Source organism: Paraburkholderia sp. 22098, assembly GCF_052045935.1.
Taxonomy (GTDB): Bacteria; Pseudomonadota; Gammaproteobacteria; order Burkholderiales; family Burkholderiaceae; genus Paraburkholderia; species Paraburkholderia caledonica.
In genome coordinates this window covers 534,078-552,336 of sequence record NZ_JBQEPV010000003.1, presented here as the reverse complement: position 1 = coordinate 552,336, position 18,259 = coordinate 534,078, and the positions used below count along the sequence as shown (strand labels likewise).

The window sequence follows — 18,259 nt, the reverse complement described above, 5'->3', positions numbered from 1 at the left end:
CGGCCATTCGGCTAATGGCACCCGGCACGGGCTTGTGCGATGCTGGGGTGTGCGCCCGGCCTCTACCTCGATCTCAACCGGTAGGCTTTAACCCAGCAGCGCCTTGCCGCCCTTCCCGCGCGCTGGCGGCTTGAACAGCTTGACGGTGCGGATCGCCTGGTCGTCGCTGCGCATCACTTCGAGCTTTACGTCGCCGATCTGCACACAGACGTCGCCATCGGGAATGTCTTCGAGAATTTCCAGGATCAGCCCGTTAAGCGTTTTCGGGCCGTCGGTGGGCAGCGAAAGTTGCAACCAGCGGTTCAGTTCACGCAGCGGCATGCTGCCCGCGACGATGCATTCGCCGAGCTCGTTCCAGCCCCCGCGCGAATTGGCGCCGCGCGGGATCGACGTGGTGAACTCGCCGATCAGTTCCTCGATAATGTCTTCCGGGGTCACGAGCCCTTGCAACTCGCCGTATTCGTTGACGACGAGCGCGATGCGATGGCGGCTCTCCTGGAAGTACTGCAATTGCTGGAACACCGGCGTGCCGGTCGGCACGAAGTACGGCTCGGCGAGCAGCTCGCGCAGCGTCTCGCGCTCCAGTTCCTGGTTGTGCAGAGCGGCGAGTGTCTTGCGAACGTGCAGCACGCCGAGCACGCGGTCAATATCGCCTTGGTAGACGACCAGCTTGTTGTGATAGCAGGTTTCGAGCTGATGCAGAATCTGCTCGAACGGCGCGTCGAAGTCGAGCGCCTCGATGCGTCGCCGCGGGATCATCACATCGTCGACGGAAATGTTTTCGAGGTCGAACAGGTTGAGCAGAATGCTGCGGTGCTTGGTCGGCATGAAGCTGCCGGACTCGAGCACGATGGTGCGCAGTTCTTCTGTGGAGAGGCGCTGATCGCGCGCGCCTTGTGTGTTGATGTGCAGCACCCGCAGGATGCCGGTGGCGAACAGATTGACGAACCAGACGAGCGGCCTGGCGATGCGCATCATCGGCGCAATGAGCAGGCTGGCGGGCAGCGCGATCTTCTCGGGAAACGTCGCGCCGACGATTTTCGGCGTGATCTCGGCAAAAACGATAATCAGAAACGCGACGATCCCCGTCGCGATAGACAGCACCACGTTGTTACGACCGAACGTATGCAGCGCGATCGAAGTGGTCAGCACCGGAATGATGGTGTTGAACAGATTGTTGCCGATCAGCACGACGCTCAGCAGTTGATCCGTGTGCGCCAGAAGACCCTGAGTGGTCTTCGCGCCGAGCGCATTCTTGCTGGCAAGGTGCTTCAGGCGATGGCGGTTGAGCGCCATCATCGCCGTTTCGGAAATGGAGAAAAAGCTCGAGCAGATAAGCAGCAGAAAGACGGCGCCGATCTGCGCCCATAAGGGAAGTTGTTCCACGCGTCGTGAAGGATAGAAGAGGGGAAAAGGATGGGGAGAATATAGCAGAGGGGGCGGCGCAACCCGCCACCAGGGAAGTTGCGAGCCGGGCGGCTTCAGCCAGAACTGCGTGCGGGCGCGGCGAGCAGGGCGGCAAGATCAGGCCGCAAAAACAAAAAACCGCCGAGCAAGCTGGGCGGTTTTTCGAGCCTTGAACTAACAAGGCGAATCTGGTCGGGGTGAGAGGATTCGAACCTCCGGCCTCTACGTCCCGAACGCCAGTTTGCCGCCCTACACGGGTTTCGTCAGTATATTTGAATCCATAAAAATCAACAACTTGCGTTTCGCTGCGCTTGTCTGCACACCGCTGCGCGCAGGGGGAAATTGCGGCAATTGCCGCAAGATTGCCGCAAGATTTTGCCGGGCGGCCACCTCATCTGGTCGGTCTGCCGGGCGCCTCTGGCGCTGTACATCGCCGGAGCCGGGCATGTCGGGCGTGGCTTGCGGTGCCCCGAGGAGTGTGTGGGTCACAAAAACTTGTCCCGCGGTTCCCGTTGTCCTTAAATTCCTGTGACGAGCTGTCCTGTCGCGACCCGCTCGGCGTCTCCCAGATAGCTGATGCCGGCTGGCACCGGGACGCAAAGTCGGGCGAATGCTTTCGGACCAGGCCCAACGGCATTCATTCGACCGGTTAAGTGGGACCCGAACGCCATGTACGAGCCAATGAAGCTGACAATCGAGGTGTCTGCGGACAATTCGCTGCGGACACCATCTCTGGGCGAACTGCTCCTCAGCGACCTTCAGGCAATTGTGGTCGGGCGGTCTGCAGCGACCGCTTTACCGTCTCGAAACGCGCCCGATGACAGGTTTGTTTACCTGTTGCAGGTGACCCTCGAGTTTGCCGATGCGGCGGGATTTGGTCGGGCGTTGACCGGTTGGCTCATTCGGTACCCAGCGGCAGGACTGACGCTCACGTTTAACGACTGTTCGATGACGGTTCAGCTTAGGAATCCGGTCGAGGCCGAAGACCTTGCTCGCCATCTTCCGGACCTGTTCTGCACCGATGCCACATATCAGCGGTTCTCGCAGTCTGGCTGGTCATCAGCGGATGTCAGGGAAATCCAACGGTGTCGACATCAGGATGCACGGCGACCCGGGGAAGACCCCGTCGCACTTGCCCAAGCCGCCCGACACCGACCAAGATTAAGTATCACTGAGGCATGCCATGTCACTCATACGACGGGACGACGAGGTTTTCGAATTCGCGTTGCATAGCCTTCTGGGTACGATTGAGCAGCTGTCATCCAAAGCCGGTTTGCGAGAACGTGAAGATTTGCGAGCGTGGACACGCGTGGTGGCGGAGGCACAACAGAAGCTGGACTCGGGAGACGAGAGGTTCTGGTCGCGCAACGCCGCCTGGCCGCATGTGCGCGAACAGGCCTCGCGTGCTGCGCAGCATGTGGCCGCCGAAGAGTGGCGTCGGGCAGTTTCTGCAGCGGGAGGTGCGACACAACTTCTCTGGATGCAACTACTCCCGGAAGAGGCGGGCGCACGCAACCGGGTGGTGCTGGAGTTTTTGCATGGTGAACCGGGACAGGTGCCGACCAAATTGCCCCCGGTACCCAAGCCCGAAGGCGACTGAGCGGAATCACCATGTTCAGTGGCCTGTCCAAACTCGCCGACAAGTCGTTCATCCTCGGATTTTTCCTGCCCGCACTCGTCGGTGTATTCGCGTTCATCGCACTGAACGAGGACGTCCAGCCATTCAAAACACTGTTTCTGGGCTCGTTGCAGGATAAGACGTTCGCAAACCTGACGGTGATGCTGCTTCTGGTCTGGACCCTGTCGGTCCTGCTGATGGTCGGTAGCCACTGGATGTACCGTGTGCTGGAAGGCTACGCATGGCCGCTTAACCGCTCGGGGCTTCGCGCACGACAGTTCAGGCGCAGGCAACAGCAGCGCGACGGTGCTCGCAACGCGCACGCCGCCGTGTTGGACGCGCAGAATCGGATGAGCGTGGCTGGCGACAGTGTTGAGCTTGCGGAGCGGCTGCGATTGTTGGCCGAGAAAAAGCAGGTCTATTTGCACCGAAGTCGCGCGCTGGCGCTCGAATACCCGGCGCGGCGTGAACTGGTGCTCCCCACCCGGTTCGGGAACGTGCTGCGCGCGTTCGAGATGTACGCGGATGAGGTCTACGGGGTGGAAAGCATACACGCATGGCCGCGCCTGCTGGCGGTGGTGCCGAAAGACTACCAGGCGACGCTCGCGGATGCCCGCGCGCCGGTCGATTTTTTCGTCAGTCTGGTGTTCATTGCGTCCACACTGGGTGTCGTGGCCCTGGTGCGCGGCGGCGCGGCCGTGCTGGGCAAACCCGCCGACGCCATGTCACCGTGGATTTTTTTCGCCAGCGCCGGGGGCGCGTTCATCGCGGTACGACTGGCCTACCTCGCCGCCCTTTCAGCGGCCGTCTTCTGGGGCGAGGTGGTCAAGAGCGCGTTTGACCTGTATCTGCCTGCGCTCGCCCGTGCAATGGGATATGAGCTGCCGAAAACAGCGGAGGAACGCCGGCGGCTCTGGGAGGCGCTAGCCAACCAGTTCCAGTTCCACGAGCCGGTCCAGCCGGAGGACTGGCCGGTCGCCTCCAGTCCGTCTCCCGCCGCCGAAGGCTCGTCCACGAAAGAGACCGGCAACCGCGACGAGGGTGGCGCGGAAGATGACGCCGATGCGGCTGGGCGCGGTGAGGAGAAACAACCTGATACGAGTAGCCCGGAACGAGAAACGGGCATGGACGTTGCCGTCGGGGCAGACCGCGACGGCGTCAACGCGACGCCGGGCTAGAATCACCTCGCGATAGCGTGAGAAGTGCTCACCTACTGCATTGCCATGCCCCCTGACGAATTGACACGTGCAGGGGGCTGTACGATTTCCGACGGTTCCGCTATTGTGACTTTTTGAGGCGGCTGACGAACGCATCGGCGACTTCCTCCGGCGTGAGCTCCTCGATGGGCCTTCTTTCCAGCAGGGCGCACAGCGCAAATATGTACGCCTCGCCAAATGCGGTGGTGAGTGCCGCGGCCGTCGCGCCGGAAATTGCGCCCCCGACGACGCTGCCCACGCCGGGTATCAGCTTCAGCAGGGCGCCCACCGCTGCCCGGCCCGCGAGCGTGCCGCCAATGGCGGTCATTGAGGAGCCGACCAGCGTCCCGAGGAAGCCGTCACTCAGCTTCAGCCCGAAGATGGCTGATATCGTGGCAACCATGCTGACTTGAACTGGCACGATGCCAATCGCGTCCGAAAATGGAATGGGGGCTGCACCGATGCCGGCGGCGGTCAGTGCGGCCGCTCCAACTGCAAGGTGGCTCCGTTCCGTCTTTTTCGACAAATCGACCTTCTGGGCCGCCACAAACGCGTTTGCTTGGCCCTCAGGAAAAAGCTGGGAGGTCACCTCCACCAGCTCTTTGAGACCCGCGGGCGGCAATTCGGTCCCCTCGTCGAGCGTTTCCCTGATTGCCCTGACTCTCACGACCTGCTTGCTTTCAGGCAGCAGCCGTTGCACTTCCTCGCGAAACCCGCTGTTCGACCGTGCTTTAGTAATGACAGCGACTGTGGGGATGCGGTACCGGCTCAACAGCTCCAGCAGGTCCATTTCGGCCTGCTCGACGCGTCTCGAGTCCTCGGCGATGCAAATCCAAGCGACATGCACATGCTGCCTGGCGTCCTCCGAACCGTTGCGTGCGCGAATCGCTTCTTCCAATTGTTTCTTTGTATTTTCGTAGTCGGCCGCCTCGATGCCCTTCGTATCGATGATGGTCAGCGGGATGCCAGCCTTGGTGTACTCCCGGGTGTTTTGCGTGACCGGTCTGCCAATGCCCGTTTTCGCCAAGTCGCCCTGGAACACGGCGTTCACAAGCGTGCTTTTGCCGACGCCAGTCTTGCCAGCTATCAGAACGTTTGCATGCCCGACCTTCGCCTTCGCGGTTTTCAGGGCTTCTTCGATAATTTTCTGGAAGTCTTGTGTCATTTGCACCTCAGGTTGTCGCCTGTTATCAATTCCTCGCGACATCAGGCTAGCTATATCAGAGTGACATGTCGTTGTTACGGATTGTCGGTCGCGGCCGACAATTCTTTAGCGACGGGTCCTCACAGCGGACAACGGCTGCGCAAACCTCCCCGCATTAACCCGCTCGCCGCGCGCACGAAATGGGGGGCTCAGAAGATGATGTCATCGGACGTCGTTCGCAGGAACTGTCGGCTTCGGCGCGGAGGGGCAGGTTGGAGAAAGTTTGCTGCTGCAGGCGGCGGGCGACAATGAGAGATGCCGGCACGGCATTGCAAGGTGATGGAGGCGGCAGTGGCCCCCTCTGCGCACCGTTTTGAATCAGGTTTAGAGAGAACCTGCGATATAAACCGCGCTCTCTTGACTTCCCCGTCACCACTCGACGGAAACTGCAAGATGAGCAGCGCTGCCTTCGTGCCACTGAACAAACAGGATGTCGCCCAGATTCTAGGTGTGTCCATTCGGACCGTGGAAAACTTTGTATCGAGGGGGCGGATGCCCGCGCCCGCTCATATTGGTGCGAGGGTCCTCTGGCACCCAGACGTGTTTTACGCATGGCTTGACCAGGCGCTGCGAAACGGGGGGTGGAACGAAGACTGCGACGGGGAGCATCGCGAGGAAAAACGCCCCGCTCTGGATGTGACAGGTTCTACGGCGGCCCCCAAGGTTACGAAGACCGCCCGTTCGCGCCCGAGCGTGGCTTCGCGTCTGCAGGCAAGGCAAGCCCGGCTGCTGTCCACCGGCGCGCAGGAGTAGTTGCGACGTGCGGGCCGTGCCGGGCGAACCATGTCACGTCCGCATCGCATGATATGGCGGCAGGGGCGCGCGGCAGAATCGGTTCGTCGGCTCCTGTTACTGCCGTTACCGTGCGCGCCCGATAGAGCGCCGCGTTGCAGCCGTACAGGTCTGCGCGCTCTTCTTCGCCGGTTCCGCCATTGCCCAGTTCCTGGGGACGTGCGGCCGCTGCTCCCGGGAAAGGTGGCGACGCGCGCTGATGGTGTCAACGCCCAAGCAAGGGGCAGGGTTCCTACCCTGCCCCTGAATCACAGCGGTAGTCCCAACCTACGCCTATCTGCCCACCTCACGGATGGCAAGTAGACGCAGATGCCGGACTATCGTCCGGTAGCTGCCTTTGCCCAATTCGAGCCGCACATTTGTCGGCCCCAGTTTCCTTCGCTGCTTTTTCAGCGACACGCATGCGCGCACGACGTCTGCGGCCGAGATTCCCTTTCTGCCTCGCATTGATGACCTCACGTGAATGGTCCAGCCGTCCTGGCCGGACACATCACGTGTAGTCATCGTCGAATTTGGTAATCGAAACCGCGTGCGAAACGGCGAATACTGTTCCATCCTGGACACGTCTCATCATCAAAGGAGTCAATCCAGATGGAAGCCGCATCACTTGACACGAAATCCCTCGGCGTTCGTACCGTCCTGCATTTGTCGCCGGCCGTCATGGTCGCAGCGTTGCTTTCGGCGCAAAAGAACGGGATGAATTTGCGCGAATGGCTGGACCGCGCAGTTGCAGACCGGATTGCCGACGACCATCCTGAGGGCGCGGCGCCATGGTCCGTTCAGTCAGCCGACTTTTTTGCGCATGTCGCCAACTGCTCGCCTGAGCTGCTGCATGGCCGGTGGTCGCTGCTGTTCGAGCGGGTGCTCCTTGACCGGTCCCTGTGGCACGAACCGACTCTGACCGTCGGCGAAATCGAGGACGGAGAGCCGCCGACGGAGCCATTCATCGTGCCTGCCAGGCTGAGGAAAGCATGGCCGCGGTTGGTGGCGGAAGTCTTCTGTCTCTAAGTGAGGCCAACAAGAGGCAATCGTTTCACGAGAACGATGGCGGCATGAATCGCTATGAGGCGGAGGAATTATTGATGGCCGATACAGGCACGGTATATGGCCGAGTTTCGACGTCGAAACTGTCGCTGAGCGTTTATTGATAGCGCCGCTTCTTCTCCTTCGCAACTTTCGACGTCGAAACGGTGAGCCGCGCGAGCCGCAGCCTCTGTTGCCGGACGAAGCGATTGCTCTAGCCGAGCGGGTTCACAAAGCGATTGGAGGTAAGTGATGCTGAGAGTTACGGTCGAGTTGTGGCCGGGCGGACGCGAGTCCGCTCGCCGCGTGATTGCAACGGCGGACATCGGACGGATAAAAAACGGCGCGCACGCCGACTACGAGGTACGGCTGGAAGAGGGCTCGCTGGGCGATGTTGGTGACGAAGCAGTGGTACGCGAGTATCCGCGCTGGTCCGCGTCGGTGTGGGACCTCGTTGCGCGGTGCATTGCAACTGCGCTCAACGGCGGTCGAGAACAACTGCCGGAGCGGCCAGTGCTGCCCGAAGTGCCGGTGCACACAAGTGGCACTGTACGGTATGTCCGACTGCGTGAGATACCCGAACCCGCACGCACGTTTTTCCGCCGAAACATTGCGAACAGCTCCCGCCCATCAATAGAAGATGACCGGGAGCCTTTTGATTGCGCTTACGCGTGGGATTGGGATGACTTCCTGCGTAGCGAGCGGTAGACGGTCACATCACGCCACTAACCAGAGGTCGCGAAACAACATGAGCGAATTGTCAATCGCTTTCTACGATGGCGCCTTTGACGGAGCCGACGCACTGGTGCAGCTGTGTGATGTCGAAGGCAGCGTGGTGCCGGATGATGGACCTCCCTTTGCGTTGCTGGACGAAGCTAGGCGTGTGCTCGAAATGTGCGCAGAAAAATATGCGGCACCTTGTGCGTCCGGTGAGCGCTTCAGTGTACTCATTGGTCGAAAGTCGGATGCGCAAGTCCAGCCGCTCGCACGGTTTGACGTCGTAGCACATCGGGGGCTCGCTCGCGCACGCGTGATATACGCGGACGGCTCCTGTACTGACATCGACGCTGCGTGCGAGGCTGACGACGATGTCGTCGCGACAGTCCTCAAAATTCTGAAAGCGCGAACGAGCGGCACGCGATGAAGGAGGCCATGGTCCTCACGATGCAGGTGCTGCGGGAAAACTGGCCGCTACTGGCCGTGCCAGCATGCGCCGCTCTCGTCGGATACATACTGGGTCGCCTGCTTCGCGGTCGTGGCCGGAAATAGATGCTTCGAGTCGCTTCAGCGACATGCACTGACGACGCGCTCGTGGCCGAACCTCGCGGACGGGCGGCACCTGAGCATGCCGTTAAGCGATTTCCCACGATTACTGGGTGCGACACCCGAGCAACGCGCACGAATGCGCATATCCGCCGCAGGTCTACACTGGGACGAGCTTGACGAAGACTTGAGCATCGCGGCGCTCTTTCGAGCGTACAGCTAACGCTCGACGCTCTAGTCCGCTAAGCGCCCGCGACTGCACCACGTTTCTCACAACTTCTCAACGAATTTGAGAAAACAAATTAGTGTCAGTACTGCACTTTTTACGAAAAGTGCAGTACCACGAAACCCTTGTCCTACAAGGCGTAGCCAAGACAGCATGTTCGGGCATACAGCCTGTATTTTTGTACAACATAAGCCTTTCCGCTTCACGCAGCGAGTGGGCGACATCCCGGTCTCGGATGCATTTGCGGGCGGTCGCCTAATTTTCGATAAGGCGAGGGCAGCCGACGCGGGGAGTTTCCCGAAATGCCGCGCCCGACGGAAATATGCGTTTCGTTTGTCATGCCCGAAGAGGCGCTGCTCGCGCGCGAGCAGCTCCGCGGCGCGGCTTTAGCGGGGAAGGCAGTCCACGAGCAACCTGTGCCGCGCCGGCGCACCGGAGGGCAGCGTCGAAATCTCATTAGGGCTCGCTGTCGCGAGGCCGTTTACCTGGTGCGCCGCCCTGATGCCAGTGATGGCCACGCTGGCGAGCACCTCGACGGTCGGGCTCCTCCACGTCGTCACGTTTTATTCGGGAGACTGCGACCTGGTGACGTGGGGTGTAGCAATTCCATTATCGCGGTAAGGACGCAGAAGCGGAGGATACGGACAATCCGGTGCGAGCGGCATCAGTTTCGTCGCCAGAGCTTTTGCGTCGTCCCGCTTCCCGCGCGCAATTGCAAGCGCGTAGTTCTTCCATACATCGGGCCACTCCCGCGTCATGTATTCGAACGAGTCGGGACGACGCACTGCACGGTTGACGAAGTCGCCCATGTAAATTGTGCAGAACTGGTATGCTTCGACCAGAACGTTCAATGTGTTGTGCTCAACGCGAAGGCGCAGTCCGAAGCGCTCGAAGAGTGTATTCAGCTGTTCTTTGTCGTCCGGTAAGAACGCTGGATAACCATCGGCACCGACCTCGCATTCGGGAAAGAACATTTCCAGCATGGCGGCGAGTTCCGGTTCACGCGGGGAACCGAGCAACGGCTCCTGCTTCAACGGTCTCAATGCTTCTTCAAACTTTTTGGGGTCCATGAGCGTTGGTGCTTAAGTCGGCGTGCGTTGACGCGTATGGCGATAACGCGGTCAAGAAAAAAGAACGTCGGGAAAAGCGACCACCTGTGAAGCGTCACGAATATCTCCCGGAGACAACAGATAGGACGTTCAATTCACGAGCGAGCCACAAATGAGTGAGAGCGTCATTGCGTGTATGTTTCCAGGAGAAAGGTCGGGGACAAGAGACACGCACTGAGTTCGTGGCTCTCGTCTCAACCATTCGTTTAACGCCTATTCGAATTCTGCCATCCTAGCCAAGGCATCGGCAATTGAAGGGTAGGTAACAGTATCGTCCTCCGCGAAGCCCACAGGCTCGGCACTTTGCCAACACGCAGGTTTACGGCGCCAACTGCCAAACCTTGAAGGGGCATCGGTGTCAAAAAAGAGCCACCCCAAAAGGGTGGCCGAACTGAACGATTCGTGTCTAGGCGTTCTGCGCCGTTTCTGTTGTGGCCGCCTGGGGTGCCGGCTTCGCAATCTTCGCTGCTTCAAAGGCGATGATGAGCAATGTGCCGGTCGGCTTGCCTTCGCGCGACAAATAGTAGTCTGCCTTGAGTTTCCCCGTGACCTTTACAAAATCTCCTTTCGCAAGGCCCAAGTCGGCGTCTCGCATCACGCGGCACGAGTACCATGTGGGTTCGGCGTCAGTACCGCGCTGACTTTCGCACATGCGGAATTCCCAGTAGCCTCGACCGCTCGCCTTCGTCTCCTTCCGGACCGGCGCCGTCGCCACGTTTCCAAATGCTTGCATCGTATGTCCTCAATCGATTGAAGATGGGAGCGACCTCCCATCCGTGCATATAGCGACGCCTACAAAGTGCCCTCAGAGGGCGTTGAGTGCAGCGGCGAAGTGGGGCGCGGCCATGGTCCAAGAGCATCCGGACGTCGATAGGGCAGGTAATTTTCGCCGAGCCAACCGGTCAGCGGATGCCTGTTCTTGTTGTCGAGCCGTACTTTTGGCAAATGGGTCGGTAGCAGCTGGATGATGACGTGCCCGACGCACTGCTCGACCAGGCTGATGCGCCCGTCGGCTTGCTTCCGTCCAACGTCTGCTCGGACCTCGAACACACCGTCTTCGATTTCGCGGAATACACGGTCGCCCGGGGCATGGGAACCTTCGTTTGATGCCTGGACGAGCGCACGCAAGAGCGCCAGGGCACGCAGGAGGATGCGCTCGTTTTTCGCGTGAACCACGACGCGGCGTAGGACGTCGCCGGTCGCCAGTTTGCCTCCTACTTGCCGCGCCAAGGCGACCAGCGAGGCTTCACGGTCTGCACCGCGCTTGCTGCGGTCAATTTCATACCACGCCATGCCGTCGGATTCGTAGGAGAGGACGTCAGGGCGGAGAACGCGTTCTTTGCTGCCAGCGGAGGCCGTGACGAATCCTTGCCGCACGGCGGCGCCTTCGGCGCGGTCGCGGTTCAGGCGCTGAAGCGCTTCTGATTCCGTTTGCGCTGTCTGGCCTCGTGCTTCGCACGCAAGCGTGATGAAGTGCATCCACAGCGAATGTTCAGGGTTGCTCATGTCGGCGACACGACGCACGGACTGGGCTGCATCCACCCCCTGGTCATCGAGCCACCGGGCGCCTGCCACGGTAAGTCCGTACACATGCTGGAAGCGGTCGGTGCGGTAGCGGAGAAGCAGTTTTTCCTTTGTCATCGACCTCATTGCGCGCTGCGCTGCCGACAGTGCCGCCTTGAAGGGGCGTTCCGGAAAACACGCGATGGCAACGTCAATCGTGCGAATGACGCGAAAGCGATTTGCCAACGAGAGGGCGCGAAAACGGATGGCGTGACGGAGTTCGTTGGGCGGCATGAGGGCGACTAGGCCACGGTCGATTTTGCGCGCCACGGGTTTTCGGGTCGTGTGTCCCGTGGATGCGGCCGGAATCATCCTGGTGGTGCCGTCGAATGTTGCGGTGGATACGGCCACCGGCGTCTCATGGTTTCCGGGCGTCGTGACGCTCGATGCACGAGAAGGTGTCACGGCGTTTTCGACCGTGGTATCCGAGGTGGCCGGCGGGCGTGTCTCCGCTATACCGATGTTGGTGTCGTCGGAGACAGCGTTGGGTACTTCGTGTGTTGAGCGCATTGATGTACTTCGGGAGGTGGACGTTTTCGAAGCCGCCGTTCCATCGCCTGTATCGTCGGCGAACATGGTGGCGGTACTTCCTGTAGCAACGCTGCGCTAACGTGCTCCAATAAGCTGCCCACCACGTGCGCCTGGCCGACGTTGGTGGTGTCGAGGATTCGCCGCCCGGCCGGGCGAGGGCAGGGGCAACTGTCTCTTCCCCTCGTCCAGCCTTGCGCGCTTGGGGCGCGCAGCACCGATGTTTTCGTCGCGACGTCCGACAAAGCGACTGTTCTTTCCGACCGGCTGCGCCGGTGCGAACCCCGCCGCCGCCCATACCGTTTTTTCAATGCCACGCGTCCCACATGGTCGGCGACACCAACTCTTCTCTCGGCATGCCGTGCGTTCTCGGCTGCCCCTCGCTGCTAAATCAACTCACTCATCGACGCAGCGCGGGGACCCCGCGCCGATACCTTGCCGCGCGCTGTCGCGCTCGCACGCATGTCCAAGGTCGGCACGCGCTGGGCCGGCGGCGGGGTTCGCCCCGCCTTGCCGGTCCCGGCCGCGAGCAACTGTCTCCGCATATCTGTACTGACAATGCCGCCGTGACCCGTACACGCAACCGCCACTCTCATCGATGCGCGCGGCTGCACGCCGCGCCGTCCGTCCGCTTGTCCATCAACGTGCGCATGTTCGGCGCCATCAGGCCGGGCGTTTCCTGATTGACGCACTGACCGATGCTAAGGGTTCCCTCGTAGCGTGTCCCGGTGACGCGCGTTTTCGAACGCAGCGGTATCCATTGGGCGGCACCCTTATGCACGCAGGAGGGCGTTTTAGACGCACTCCGGGATGGCAACTGCTTTGTCACGCGTCGCTATACCGTGCATCCCTTACTCTCGTGGAGTTACGAAAATGCACACAAAGAAACGCAAGGGCCGCGTTATGCTGTACCGCTCACACTATGTTCGCAAGGGCGCCGACGGCAATTCACACGGCTATTCGAAGCAGGAGTTCGTCGGGAGCCTGCCCATTGACGCACAAGAGATTCCTGCCGACTTGCTCGCAAAACTGTCGTCGGACGAGATTGAGTATGTTGAGAATAAGGTCGTGGTGCCCGCACGGCGGGCCGCGGAGCAATCGCTGCGGCTCGCGGATGAGGCGCGCCGCGCGCTGGAAGACCGGGAACGTGACCCGCGTTGGCGCCTTGAAGAGGCGCTGCGATTGCTCAGAGACGCAAGCAGACTGGTTTCCGAGGCTGGCCGTGGCATCGACGCAGCAAAGGTTAGCGCCCTCGGCGCGGCTCTCGAGACGCTGGCCGTCGCGGGAAAGGTTCGGCGCGACCCGCTCGACGCGGTCGTTGCCGCGGTGGCGTCCGCGACTGCTGCGGTCAAGGGCGGTCACTATGGTGCCGCGCCTGCTGGCAACGTGCGCGATACAGATGTCTACAAGCGGTGGCGAAGCATCGGGGAGGCTGTGGATTCGGGGAGGGACAGCCTGCTCAAAGCACTGCAGGCAAAGGGGTGGGCGAGAGTACGTGGATAGTCCACGCGGAAATCTTGGAGCACCGGAAAGTCATGTCCCTTTTGTGGGCATTAACCCCGGGCAAAAGGTGGATGCCTGATTGATTTTGGAGCTCTTTCGTTTGCCTGCCAGAGACCGATGCGACGTCGTCCGCGCTCATCGCTTGCTCCCGACCTGCTGCTATGTCCGCCGGAATCCGGCACCCCCGGCAAGGCACCGCGACTCGTTTCTCGCCCAGAATACGCATTGAGGCCAGCCAGGGCCCTGAGTGTTCCTAGGTTCGCCCACATAGAGGGCATAGTCAGGCTGGCCGCGGTCGACGGGCCTCTGGCATTCCGAGCAGGTTGCCACGCTCTGAAGTGGTTGAGAGAGCGAGTGCAGCCCCCGCGGTTATTTGCTCTGCCATGGCAACCCGGCAATCCTCACTGCAAATCCGCATTTCGTGTAGTTCACGGAGAACCGAAAGAACCGGGGGGCCTTGAACTCAAGCGCGGCCATCTATGCATCGAGCCATTGGTAGGACTGGCAACCATCTCTATTGCAATGAACCCGTAAGATTTCGGCGGTCGAGACTGCCTCACCTGTTCGCCCCAGCGATTCAAGAAATGTAGGACTTGCATACTTCCTGCGCTTCGCCAACCATGAGACCAATCACCTGGACGGTGGTTGGCGTGGCGGGAGAAGAACATGAAAGTGAAGCGCCTTTTGCTCGGAAGTTGCCTTTTTCTGGTCGCCGCGCTAGCGAGGGCGCAGGCGCAGGCAAATCCGCCAGTGCTTCAAGTGTTCGACCAAGGATGCATTGCAGACGCTGCGAAGGTATGCTTCGACCGTGTCTATCCCCCGCAGTATACGTTTCCATGGGTAATTGGCTTCGGATGCAATGGCGGAGCGTACGCCTCGGTCGCGCAGTACTACACCTCGGACGTGCATCCGCCGATGGTCTCCGGGCAGACGGTCACCTGCACGCGTCGACCGGTGACAGATTTCCCTCAGGTCTTCACGCCGCTCCTGCAAGCCTGTGAAACGGACGCGCGTGTTCACTATGACGCGGCGTGTAAGCGAGATGTGCCCGTCGCTCAATTGGTCCACACCCTGGACGTCGACCTTCAGAAGTTGCTTGCGGAATTCTGTGCGACCTACGGTGACGCGGCGAAATGCGCGAACATCGCGCCAATTCCAGCCCAAGGGAAATGAGCCGGACGCGGAGAGCTGAAAATGAAGCTTTTCCTGATGGCGTTGGTTGTCGCGTTGGCTCAGGCCGGTGTGTGCGCCTATGCGCAGGCCGTACCGCCGGACCCCACATCAGCTGCGGTTGCGTCGTTACGGGAGCAAGGCGTACCCGGCGAGTCACCAGTCATCCAGTCGATTGTCGGTTTCGAATTCGGTGTGGTGCCCACTAATGAAAATAAGGGAGGCGTGTCGGTGAAGGATTTGGCGGCCCTCGCCGACAAGCGCAATGCAAACCTCCCTCCCGTCCCCCTGGACCAAGACCAAGACCCGAAGGTTGTCGCGAAGCTCATTGCACAGAGAATGCAGGACATTCGCAATCAGCTGTTTCAGGCGCAAACCGGCCTGGCGGCGGCAAGAACTATCAAGCCTGAACTCGGCACAGCGGGCATGTTGGTAGACCAGCCCGGCTCCCCAATCCCACGACTCTCCGAGACCACGGTGAGGATTCAGGCCGGCACACTTGCGATTGCGGCGTCCGACCAGTTTCAGCAGCAGGCCCCCAAGCTGCAAAGGGATTACACGCAGGCGATTCAGGACCTTCTTGTGATTGCCGCGATTCACGCGGCGTCGCCGACGGTCGACGGCTACACGTCTGGGTCGGTGACAAACGAGAACGTGCAGGCAGTCGTACAAACCATCCTTGGGGCAAACAATGTCCATTTGCCGCCAGAGGTAGCAGGGGCGCTTTCACAGGTAAACTTGCAGGACCTGGCCAATGCGCCCGCAACGGTGGTATCGGATGCCATTGGGCGGTATGTGGCGGCACGGACGTCAAACTCCATTGCGGCAGAAGAGGGTAGAGCGACTGCTTTTCTGAACACCTCGACGGCAGCAACGGATGTCACGGATGTCAGAAGGGAACTCTTGTCGTATCAGGACAAAGCCCAGGACGGCGCAAAGAGCATTGTCGAAAGCTTCTCCTCCGCGCTCCACGATGAAGCGGACGCGCTGAGCGACCCCGGGACACCGGACGATACCCACGCGAACGCTGACGTCGCCGTGGCCGTCCCCGACGACACTGCCATCTGGGGGCAACTCAGTCCTCGGGAGAAACTCGAGGCCATGGACGACGGCGCGTATTCGAACCTGAGCGCAAACGCGCAAAAGAGCCTTCAGGTTAGTCTCGGAAAAGCAGACGACGTTCTCGCTGCGCGTGACCAGGCGATTGGAGACCTCGCAAAGATAGGCCAGATTGGCAGGCTCGCGGCTTCGCTCGGGGTTCCGATTGATACGTACAACCTGTCCAAAAATATCGACACCGCGTCGACCGCCATCAACGTCGCAGCAAGCATAGCCACAGGCAACTGGATGGGGGCTCTATCGAGCGCAACAGGCCTGATTGGCGGCGGGCAAACGGACCCGACGGGGGCCGCACTCAGCAGAGTCTCCGAGCAACTGGGCCAGGTTGTCTCTTTGCAGCGTCAAACCTTGATGAAGCTCGACGACCTGTCTCGCCAGATACAGTCAAGCACACAAGCGATTCTCAGTAAGCTCGAGGAGGTGCAGCGGCTGGAACTTTTCTCGCTTCAATTCGAAGAGGACATAGCCCATGAGGGCTTTACTGCCTGCGAAAACTTCGTCTCGACGGCGCAGGATACGGACGAGGACAACTCGATGTGGATGCATGACGGTGTCTTTCCCAGCTACAACGCTAGAAGAACGCATTTCCTGAGAGATGACTGGGCGAGAAACTATCACGATTGCGTGACTTATCTTGATGACGTCAAGGACGTGAAACAGCGAAGCAGAGAGGGAAGGGCTTACTTTCTCAGCACGGTGTTTCTCGCCAACGACCCAGGGAGCGAGTCCCTCGCCGACAATTACCAGAACATGCTGACCCACACTCGCCATCTGCTCGGTATTCCTGATATGCCGAGCATGCCGAACTGCATGAAGCGGCTGACCTGGGCGGCGTCTCTGGGCGCCAGGTATTTTTCGGACATCAACGTAGCTGAGTTGACGTGTGCGCGGGGAGAAATACCGGAGTCGGCTTTGAACTGCGATGCTCACAACCAGCCCGCAGTCAAGGGTGATTGCAAGAAACTGCGACTGTCAAACCGGAACGCGAACGACAACGGCCCGCGTGACATGGACTATAAGGCCGCACTTTCCCAGGCCGCGGTGCCCGAGAACGTGCAGGAGGTCGGCGAGATTATCCTGTTCGTGTCCACTTGGCCGAGCTTTATCAAAGGCCCCGAGTACAACCCCGTCCTTTTAACGGAGACTGAACTGGCCACCGGCGTCCAGCCTATGCCGTCAGACAGAAAGGCAAACCAGTACATCTCCGAATGGCCCGCTGCGTTTATGAATGTGGTCAATGTTGCCGTGGCTCAGGAGTCGATATCTGCGGGCTCACTGGTTACCGAAGAGACGACGCAGGTGCTTCAGCAGGCGAAGTATGGCGAGACCGCGGCATGGCCGACAGACCCTAACGAATTCGACCCGAAGAAAGACCCGGCCGCGGCTGCCGCGATGGCGGTCTGGTTTAACCCGGGCGCGGCCAAAGTTGACCACGTGATTCGGGACGGCTTCCCGCAGAAGTACTGGTACGCTGCGACGGAGTACCTGATGCAAAACAACGCCACCTATGCCGGGAACGTCGTTCGTTACCTGGTCGCGAAGCGGCTTTCCGAGAATGGCGTGACCAGGCCGGTTTATGCTTTCGCGACGCGCTCCTCGGACAGCTTCTTCATCACGGATGCGCTGCGGGACAAGACCACGAAGGATATGCCGCCACTCGTGTTTCTGAATGCTCAAACAAAACAGAAGGACGGGACAGTCGTCCAGACAACAATGGATGGCAAGCCAATCTACCAGACCGGGTGGCACCTAAAGCTGAAGAAACAGGATGGCACGTCCTTCTATGTGCCGCTCCCGACGGTCACTACCGTATGGGCGAACACAATCGCCTACATGCCGTCAGCGAGCGGGCTGTTCCGGCTGCGCGATGCATTGATGGACAGGATGATGCTGACATCCCCCGGCAACGTTAAGCTGCTCGGCGACGTTGACCCCGCCGCGCCGAGACTCCTGAACCTCGAAGCGCTCGGGGACAAGGAAATCGGCCAATCTCCCTTTTCGAGTGAGTTGCTGTCCACGCGGACCGGACGGACCAAGGTCGTATTACAAAAGTCTCAGTAAATGTGCCCAAGGGCGCTCGCGGGACTGGCCCGGGTGTAGATGCGTATGAGCGCGTAACCGAAAAACCCTGGACCCGGAAGGCGCACTTCAGCGTCTGGGGCCGTAACCCTACCACCGCAAGGAGTGGCCATGGCAGCCGACCTGATTCTGAGTATTGATGACTTCGATGGCGTGCCCAGCACGCTCTACGTGGAGGTCAGGCTTATAGGCGGCAATGTGACCGGGACCTGGAAGAAAACGCAGGATACGTTGAACGGTCAGCCGCCCTTTCCCGGGAGCGGCACGTATGTCACGCCGATGGGCGGAGCGATGCTTAGCGGCGACGACGGAAAGCCAGTGTGCACGCTGAAGGGTGTTGTCCCAGGCCAGCCTCTCGCCGAAGACGATGACGTCGAATTCGCGGGCGCGTTTGCTCAAGTTTATACGATTGCACGGTGGCACTACCCGTCGATAGCGCCATAGTCAGAGGCGCCCGTC

At 60.3% G+C, this 18,259-nt stretch carries 14 protein-coding genes; 9 read left to right on the top strand and 5 right to left on the bottom strand.

The genetic code is table 11. The features are described from left to right. Positions 1-87 precede the first annotated feature (87 nt). Complete coding sequence (locus ACTJLB_RS09145; protein WP_088175759.1) at positions 88-1,386, bottom strand: HlyC/CorC family transporter; 1,299 nt, start codon at positions 1,384-1,386, stop codon at positions 88-90. Positions 1,387-2,590: 1,204 nt separating this feature from the next. Here ACTJLB_RS09145 and ACTJLB_RS09140 point away from each other — a divergent pair. Both ACTJLB_RS09140 and ACTJLB_RS09135 read left to right on the top strand, forming a co-directional pair. Continuing rightward, positions 2,591-3,007 carry a hypothetical protein gene (locus ACTJLB_RS09140; RefSeq protein ID WP_440783085.1) on the top strand — a complete coding sequence of 139 codons (417 nt, stop codon included), beginning with the start codon at positions 2,591-2,593 and terminating at the stop codon, positions 3,005-3,007. Between the two features lie 11 nt (positions 3,008-3,018). Next, complete coding sequence (locus ACTJLB_RS09135) at positions 3,019-4,203, top strand: hypothetical protein (RefSeq protein WP_440783084.1); 1,185 nt, start codon at positions 3,019-3,021, stop codon at positions 4,201-4,203. 100 nt (positions 4,204-4,303) lie between these two features. Here ACTJLB_RS09135 and ACTJLB_RS09130 read toward each other — a convergent pair whose 3' ends face one another. After that, complete coding sequence (locus ACTJLB_RS09130) at positions 4,304-5,386, bottom strand: GTPase (protein ID WP_440783083.1); 1,083 nt, start codon at positions 5,384-5,386, stop codon at positions 4,304-4,306. Positions 5,387-6,808: 1,422 nt separating this feature from the next. Here ACTJLB_RS09130 and ACTJLB_RS09125 point away from each other — a divergent pair. The 3 genes from ACTJLB_RS09125 (at position 6,809) to ACTJLB_RS09115 (ending at position 8,726) form a co-directional block, all read left to right on the top strand. Continuing rightward, on the top strand, positions 6,809-7,225 hold the full coding sequence (locus ACTJLB_RS09125; protein ID WP_440783082.1) for a hypothetical protein: 417 nt from the start codon (positions 6,809-6,811) through the stop codon (positions 7,223-7,225). Between the two features lie 267 nt (positions 7,226-7,492). Continuing rightward, positions 7,493-7,948, top strand: coding sequence for a hypothetical protein (locus ACTJLB_RS09120; RefSeq protein ID WP_440783081.1), 456 nt, complete (start codon positions 7,493-7,495; stop codon positions 7,946-7,948). 547 nt (positions 7,949-8,495) lie between these two features. Further along, positions 8,496-8,726, top strand: a complete 231-nt coding sequence (locus ACTJLB_RS09115; protein ID WP_440783080.1) for a DUF2442 domain-containing protein — start codon at positions 8,496-8,498, stop codon at positions 8,724-8,726. 566 nt (positions 8,727-9,292) lie between these two features. On the opposite strand, the gene ACTJLB_RS09110 is transcribed toward ACTJLB_RS09115, so the two are convergent. From ACTJLB_RS09110 to ACTJLB_RS09100, 3 genes are all read right to left on the bottom strand, one after another. Continuing rightward, complete coding sequence (locus ACTJLB_RS09110; protein ID WP_440783079.1) at positions 9,293-9,799, bottom strand: hypothetical protein; 507 nt, start codon at positions 9,797-9,799, stop codon at positions 9,293-9,295. A gap of 445 nt (positions 9,800-10,244) precedes the next feature. Next, positions 10,245-10,571: a single-stranded DNA-binding protein gene (locus ACTJLB_RS09105; protein ID WP_122830408.1), complete on the bottom strand. Its 327-nt coding sequence runs from the start codon at positions 10,569-10,571 to the stop codon at positions 10,245-10,247. 59 nt (positions 10,572-10,630) lie between these two features. Then, complete coding sequence (locus tag ACTJLB_RS09100; RefSeq protein ID WP_440783078.1) at positions 10,631-11,977, bottom strand: replication-relaxation family protein; 1,347 nt, start codon at positions 11,975-11,977, stop codon at positions 10,631-10,633. A gap of 825 nt (positions 11,978-12,802) precedes the next feature. Here ACTJLB_RS09100 and ACTJLB_RS09095 point away from each other — a divergent pair. The 4 genes from ACTJLB_RS09095 (at position 12,803) to ACTJLB_RS09080 (ending at position 18,244) form a co-directional block, all read left to right on the top strand. Beyond that, a complete protein-coding gene (locus ACTJLB_RS09095) occupies positions 12,803-13,432 on the top strand; it encodes a hypothetical protein (protein ID WP_440783076.1) in 630 nt (209 codons plus the stop codon). A 666-nt stretch (positions 13,433-14,098) separates the two neighbouring features. After that, on the top strand, positions 14,099-14,605 hold the full coding sequence (locus ACTJLB_RS09090) for a hypothetical protein (RefSeq protein WP_440783075.1): 507 nt from the start codon (positions 14,099-14,101) through the stop codon (positions 14,603-14,605). Between the two features lie 21 nt (positions 14,606-14,626). Further along, complete coding sequence (locus ACTJLB_RS09085) at positions 14,627-17,782, top strand: hypothetical protein (RefSeq protein WP_440783074.1); 3,156 nt, start codon at positions 14,627-14,629, stop codon at positions 17,780-17,782. 129 nt (positions 17,783-17,911) lie between these two features. Continuing rightward, entirely contained in the window at positions 17,912-18,244 is a 333-nt protein-coding gene (locus ACTJLB_RS09080) for a hypothetical protein (protein WP_440783073.1), read from the top strand. Positions 18,245-18,259: the final 15 nt, after the last annotated feature.

Excerpts from the sequence above, each read along its gene's own strand:
- ACTJLB_RS09095 (WP_440783076.1), top strand. The coding sequence starts at position 12,803 with ATGCACACAAAGAAACGCAAGGGCCGCGTTATGCTGTACCGCTCACAC.
- ACTJLB_RS09090 (WP_440783075.1), top strand. The coding sequence starts at position 14,099 with ATGAAAGTGAAGCGCCTTTTGCTCGGAAGTTGCCTTTTTCTGGTCGCC.
- ACTJLB_RS09135 (WP_440783084.1), top strand. The coding sequence starts at position 3,019 with ATGTTCAGTGGCCTGTCCAAACTCGCCGACAAGTCGTTCATCCTCGGA.
- ACTJLB_RS09120 (WP_440783081.1), top strand. The coding sequence starts at position 7,493 with ATGCTGAGAGTTACGGTCGAGTTGTGGCCGGGCGGACGCGAGTCCGCT.
- ACTJLB_RS09100 (WP_440783078.1), bottom strand. The coding sequence starts at position 11,977 with ATGTTCGCCGACGATACAGGCGATGGAACGGCGGCTTCGAAAACGTCC.
- ACTJLB_RS09140 (WP_440783085.1), top strand. The coding sequence starts at position 2,591 with ATGTCACTCATACGACGGGACGACGAGGTTTTCGAATTCGCGTTGCAT.
- ACTJLB_RS09130 (WP_440783083.1), bottom strand. The coding sequence starts at position 5,386 with ATGACACAAGACTTCCAGAAAATTATCGAAGAAGCCCTGAAAACCGCG.
- ACTJLB_RS09085 (WP_440783074.1), top strand. The coding sequence starts at position 14,627 with ATGAAGCTTTTCCTGATGGCGTTGGTTGTCGCGTTGGCTCAGGCCGGT.
- ACTJLB_RS09105 (WP_122830408.1), bottom strand. The coding sequence starts at position 10,571 with ATGCAAGCATTTGGAAACGTGGCGACGGCGCCGGTCCGGAAGGAGACG.
- ACTJLB_RS09080 (WP_440783073.1), top strand. The coding sequence starts at position 17,912 with ATGGCAGCCGACCTGATTCTGAGTATTGATGACTTCGATGGCGTGCCC.
- ACTJLB_RS09125 (WP_440783082.1), top strand. The coding sequence starts at position 6,809 with ATGGAAGCCGCATCACTTGACACGAAATCCCTCGGCGTTCGTACCGTC.
- ACTJLB_RS09110 (WP_440783079.1), bottom strand. The coding sequence starts at position 9,799 with ATGGACCCCAAAAAGTTTGAAGAAGCATTGAGACCGTTGAAGCAGGAG.